At 65.7% G+C, this 5,037-nt stretch carries 4 protein-coding genes; 2 read left to right on the forward strand and 2 right to left on the reverse strand.

Features of this window, described 5'->3' with window-relative positions; genetic code table 11:
- Positions 1-255 (forward strand): hypothetical protein (locus tag TSH20_RS35475; RefSeq protein ID WP_211100363.1); only part of this gene is annotated, 255 nt, incomplete at its 5' end.
- A 47-nt stretch (positions 256-302) separates the two neighbouring features.
- Here TSH20_RS35475 and TSH20_RS27700 read toward each other — a convergent pair.
- Entirely contained in the window at positions 303-2,183 is a 1,881-nt protein-coding gene (locus tag TSH20_RS27700) for a right-handed parallel beta-helix repeat-containing protein (protein WP_109157654.1), read from the reverse strand.
- A gap of 411 nt (positions 2,184-2,594) precedes the next feature.
- Between TSH20_RS27700 and TSH20_RS27705 the strand changes: the two genes are divergently transcribed.
- Positions 2,595-3,230, forward strand: coding sequence for a cold shock domain-containing protein (locus TSH20_RS27705; RefSeq protein ID WP_247871709.1), 636 nt, complete (start codon positions 2,595-2,597; stop codon positions 3,228-3,230).
- Between the two features lie 72 nt (positions 3,231-3,302).
- Here the strand turns inward: TSH20_RS27705 and TSH20_RS27710 are convergent.
- Positions 3,303-5,037 (reverse strand): ShlB/FhaC/HecB family hemolysin secretion/activation protein (locus TSH20_RS27710; RefSeq protein WP_348770459.1); only part of this gene is annotated, 1,735 nt, incomplete at its 5' end.

Here is a 5,037-nt window from a genome sequence, read left to right on the forward strand (position 1 = left end):
CGCAACGGCTACCAACTGCCGCCGCCTGCGCATCCCTTCTCACAACACGGTATAAACTTGTCAAAGAACCCGCCCGATGCAGAAACCGTTGCCCCGCCGAACCTCTGGGGTTCGACAGTCAAGCGCCGGTTTGTCGGGCTTCCCCGTCACGTGTCGGTCGCTGCCGGTTCGGCGGCGCCGGCGTCGTTCGCGTCGGGAGGCGTCTTATATGCGGCCTCACCCGAACCGCGCAAGACCTTTTTTCACCCCTCATGACGATTTTTTGACCAGGGGGTGCCGGGCCTGCCGGCACCCCCTGCCCGTCAGTAGGCCGCGTGGTCCCAGAATTGGGCCATGCTGCTGTCGGCATGGTAGCCGTCCGTCCCCATCGACGACCAGCTGAGGTCGTGGATGCCGTGGGACAGGACCGGGGCGTGATCCTTCAGCGAGTAATCGCCATGGGCGCTGTCCCTGAAGCCGGGATTGAAGACCTCGTCATTCGGGCCGTAGGCGCGACCGGTGGCGGCGACGTTGCCGTCCATGGTCAGTCGGCCGGGGCTGAGCACCTTCCAGTACTGGTTGATCGGCATATCGCCTGCCGCAAGATTGTGGATCACCGTGTTGTCATGGGGACGGGCTTCGGCTCCGGCTTTCGGCACCCATTCCAGGCGGATGAAGGCATCCTGCGGACGGCTGGCGACGCCGAAGTTGTTTTCCAGCAGATTGTCGTCGCCGCCATGGACATAGATGCCGGCCCAGGCGAAGCCCTTCACGAAGTTGTCGCGCACCACGACGCCGCTGGTCAGATCGTCGAGCGAGATGCCCCAGCCTTTGTGGTCGGTCAGCCAGTTGCCCTTGCCGTCGGTGGCGAGGCCGCCGGTGTCGATCACCTCGTTGCCGCGGATGACCGAGCCCATGTTCTGGGCCGAGCGGCCGAGCATCTCGATGCCGCCGCCGTCGGCGGTCTCCTGCCCGACATGGTGGATCTTGTTGAACTCGACGGTGTTCTTGCGGTTCAGCTGCCCATCGTCCCATTCCTTGAACGACACGCCATAGCGCGGGGCGTCGGTGATGTCGTTGTGGCTGACCAGCGTGTTGCTGCTGCCGATGCCGCCGATGCCAGCCCCGCCCTTGGTGATCTGGCCGATATGCTCGATGGTGTTGGCGTAGATCCGGTTGCCGTTAGCGGCATGAATCATCGAAACGCCGCTGTCGCCGAGCTGCTCCATATGATTGCCGGCGACGCGGCTGTTGTCGGTGCCGTCGAGCGAGACCGCGGTCCCGACATTGACGAAGTGGTTGCCGCCGACCGAGTTGCCGTGCCCGCCCTGCATCGACAGCGCCGAGCCGTCATAGCGGGTGTCGGAGAAGGTCAGCCCTTCGATGCTGACGTTGCTGGCGTTGCTGGCCTTGATCAGCGTGCCGAGCCGGGCGACGACGACGCCGTCCGACTGGAAGCTGGCGGCATGCTCCGGCTTCACCACCAGCTTGCCGTCGCTGGCGCGCCAGCCGAACTCACCGGCGTCGCGGATCAGCGAGGCGTCGTTCATCACCCGATAGGTGCCGCCGGTACGCAGGGCGTAGGATGCAGCGTCGTCGAGCGTCACCGTGTGGTGATACTGGTCGATCGACTTCACATGCGAGATGTCGTCCCTCAGCCGTTCGGTGTCGAAGGTCTGAACGACCAGGCCGGCATGGGGCTTCAAGCCCGAAGGGATGTCGCCGTTCGTGAAGTTGAAGCTGGTCTTGCTGGCGCTGCTGGAGCTGGCCTTCAGCACGTGCCAGCCGCTGGTCGCGGCATGGGCGGGATCGAAGTCGCCGGTCTGCGCCGCATGCTGGCGCTCACCACCGATGCTGACGTCCAGGCCGTTGGCGGACGAGAGCTTGGCGGAATAGAGGCCTTTACCCTCGTAGGTGAAGCCGGTCACCCGCTCCCCACCGCTCAGCACCGGCGTCTCGTTCTTGTAGGCGAGGAAGCTGTGGCCGTCGTCGTGGGAATCGAGGGTCAGGGTCTTGTTCAGGCGATAGGTGCCGCCACGAACATAGGTGGTGTCGATGTCGCTCGCCCGCATTGCGTCCCGCGCCTTCTCGAGGCTGGCGAAGGGACCGTCGGTGCCGGCGGCGTTGGGAGCGGCGAGCCGCCCGGACCAGCTGTCATTGCCCTTGGTGGACACGAAAAAAGCGGTCTGGTCGGTGGTCGTCATAAGTCATTCCTCCGTTCTGATGAAGGCATGAGTCGTATTTTTTAGTTAAAAATTTATTTACAGCTTAAGTACCTCCGACGGACAGGTTGTAACTGCAAGATCGGCAATTTCCATCCTGATAACGCACCGGAATTTCGTAACGTTCTTGTCCGATTTTGTTTGTGAAACCGGAATGTGGATGGTGATTTGGAATCACGCTGCTTCTCTCGCGCAATGCGGGTATGGGCGGAAGCCCAGACGGTTCCGGCAATTGCGGCAAAGTTACAGGCCATCGCCGCGCTGGCAACTTTCTGGAATTTTATGATAAGCTTGCCACCGCCGGGGTCTTGTTCTTGGTCATACAGCGGTGCCGCGCCCAGTTCAGCGTCAGGGCCGCCCTTCCCCGGCTACAGGACGTGAAAGGGACCTGTCTTGAGCGAAGAGTTGAAGAACGTCACCGCGACGAACGTCACCGCGACGGTAAAGTGGTTCAAGCCGGAAAAGGGTTTTGGGTTCGTCCGCCTCGCCGATGGCTCCGGGGAGGCTTTCTTGCACGCTTCGGTCCTGGCCGCCGCCTCCCTGCCCAACCCGGTCGAGGGCACGACGGTCGTCTGCGATCTGGCCCAGGGCGCCAAGGGACCCCAGGTCGTCGCCATTCACTCCGCCACGCCGCCGGAAACCCCGCCGGCCCCGCGTGCCCGCAACCAGCGCCCGCCGCGCGCCACCGCATCGGCCGCCCAGCCGATGGGCCAGCCTCCTGGCATGGGAGCGCAGCCTGATGATGGCGGCGAGGGCTTCACCCGTCCGCCCAAGCCGCCGCGTGAACGGCGCGAGCGTCAGGCCGAACCGGCCGGTCCGGCCACCATGGCCTACGGCACGGTGCGCTGGTACAATCTGGACAGCCAGTCCGGTCTGATCGAGCCGTGGGAAGATGGCGCGACCGTCTATTTCGACCGTGCGACCCTGCGCCAGTCGGGCCTGGACATCGTCGCCGACGGCGAGGACGTCCGCTATCTGGCCGTCGGGTCGGAGGACGCACCGGTCGCCCAGCGGGTCGAACTGATCTGATAAAGGCATTGCCGGAAACAGCCGCGCGGTGGCGTTCTCAAGCCAGCCGCGCGGCTTTCGGCATGCGCAGACTCAGAACCGCGTCGAGAGTGTGAAGAAGGCGCGCGGGGCGCGGTCCTGCGTGCTGAACGGCGTGGTGATGAAGGGCTTGGCAAGCTCAACGCTGGCGTCGATGCGCCGGAACACGCCGAACCGCAGACCGACGCCAGTCGAGGCGAGGGACCGGCGGCCGTGGCGCGTGCCGCCCTCGTAGTTGTAAACCGCGCCGTAATCGCCGAAGCCGTAGGCGACCGCGTAATCCAGCCCCTCCTCCTGGACCGGCAGGATGTATTGCAATTCCGCCCGGCCGGCGAAACCACTGTCGCCGGTGATCTCCGACGGGTCGAAGGCGCGGCCATACTGCTTGCCGCCGAGGCCGTATTCCTCCGACGTCAGAAGCTGGTCGGGACTGTATTGCGCCTCTCCGGACAGGGCGAGGACCAGCGAGTCGGTCAGCGGCTGGTTGCGCTGGGCCGAGACCAACAGCTTGCGGAAATCGCTGCGCCCGCCGCTGCGGCTCAGGTTGGCGCTGCCGGATTCCGTGGCGTTCAGGATGTCCAGACCCTTGGACAGTTCCGCCGTCAGCAGGTTCGACCCGCCCCAGCCGTCGGCGAAATCGTAGGAGACGTTGGCGGCGACGATGCGCAGCCGGTCTTGCGACAGCTTGTCGCCAAGCGCATCGGTGCGGCTGTCGCGGATGGTGAAGCTGAGGCCGGCACGCAAGGTCTCCGTCCGGCTGCGGATGAAGGGATGCGCCACCGCGATGCGGCCGGAGGTGGTCAGGCTGTAGAGATCGAGCGGCCGCACGCTGTCGCCGGGCTGCGACCAGGAGCGGCGGACGCCATACTCCACCGTCGTGCCTTCAGAATCGATTGGCACCAGTTGCCCAACGTCGAAAAAGCGCAATTCACGGATCTGCGGGGTGACGATGCCCTGGGCGGTGGTGCGCTCGAACAGGCCGAGCTGGTCCTCGACGCTGGCGACCCCGGTCAGCTGGAACGGACCGATCGAGCGGGTGCCGCGGTTGTCGAGCGACAGGAAGCCATTGAAGGGCGTGCGCTCCAGCGCCAGCGTCAGGCGCGAAGCGCCGGGTGTGTCCGGCGACGCCTCCAGCACCGTCTTCACCGCGACGCCGGGAAGGTCGTCGGCCAGCAGGACATAGCGCTCCATATCCGCCATGCGCAGCGGACGGGAGGCCTTGATTTTCTCCCCCATCCGCCGCAGCAGGCCGAGCCGGTCGGTCGCGTCGCCCTGGACGACCACCTCGTCGACATAGCCCTCCACCACCTGCAGGCGGACGACGCCGTCGCGGATGCGCTGGGCCGGCACCACCGCCTGGGACAGCACATAGCCGTCGTTGCGGTAGCGCGCGGTGATGGCGTCGCGGATGGCATAGAGGTCGGCCAGGGTGATCGGCTTGCCCAGCTTGTCGCGCCACAGGACGGACAGACTGTCGCTGTCATAGACGCTGTTGCCGTCGATGCGGACCTCGCTCAGCGTCAGGGTGATGCGCTCGGCATCGCGGGGCGGCGGCGCCTTTTCCGGCGCCGGCATTTCGATTTCCGGCTTGGATTGCGGCACAGCCGGCCGTTCGAAGCGCTGCTCCAGCCGGTTGGGGTCGAGCGAGGGCGGCAAAACCGGCGGCACCGTCTGGGCCAGCACCGGCAACGGACAGGCGGCGCCCGCCAGCAGCAGGGCGGACAGGCGGGCGAGCCGATGCAGGCGTCGGGGCACGGGAGTGGGCATGGCGGGTTGGGGCACGGCTTTT

The organism is Azospirillum sp. TSH20 (genome assembly GCF_003115935.1).
Lineage (GTDB): Bacteria > Pseudomonadota > Alphaproteobacteria > Azospirillales > Azospirillaceae > Azospirillum.

Excerpts from the sequence above, each read along its gene's own strand:
- TSH20_RS27700 (WP_109157654.1), bottom strand. The coding sequence starts at position 2,183 with ATGACGACCACCGACCAGACCGCTTTTTTCGTGTCCACCAAGGGCAAT.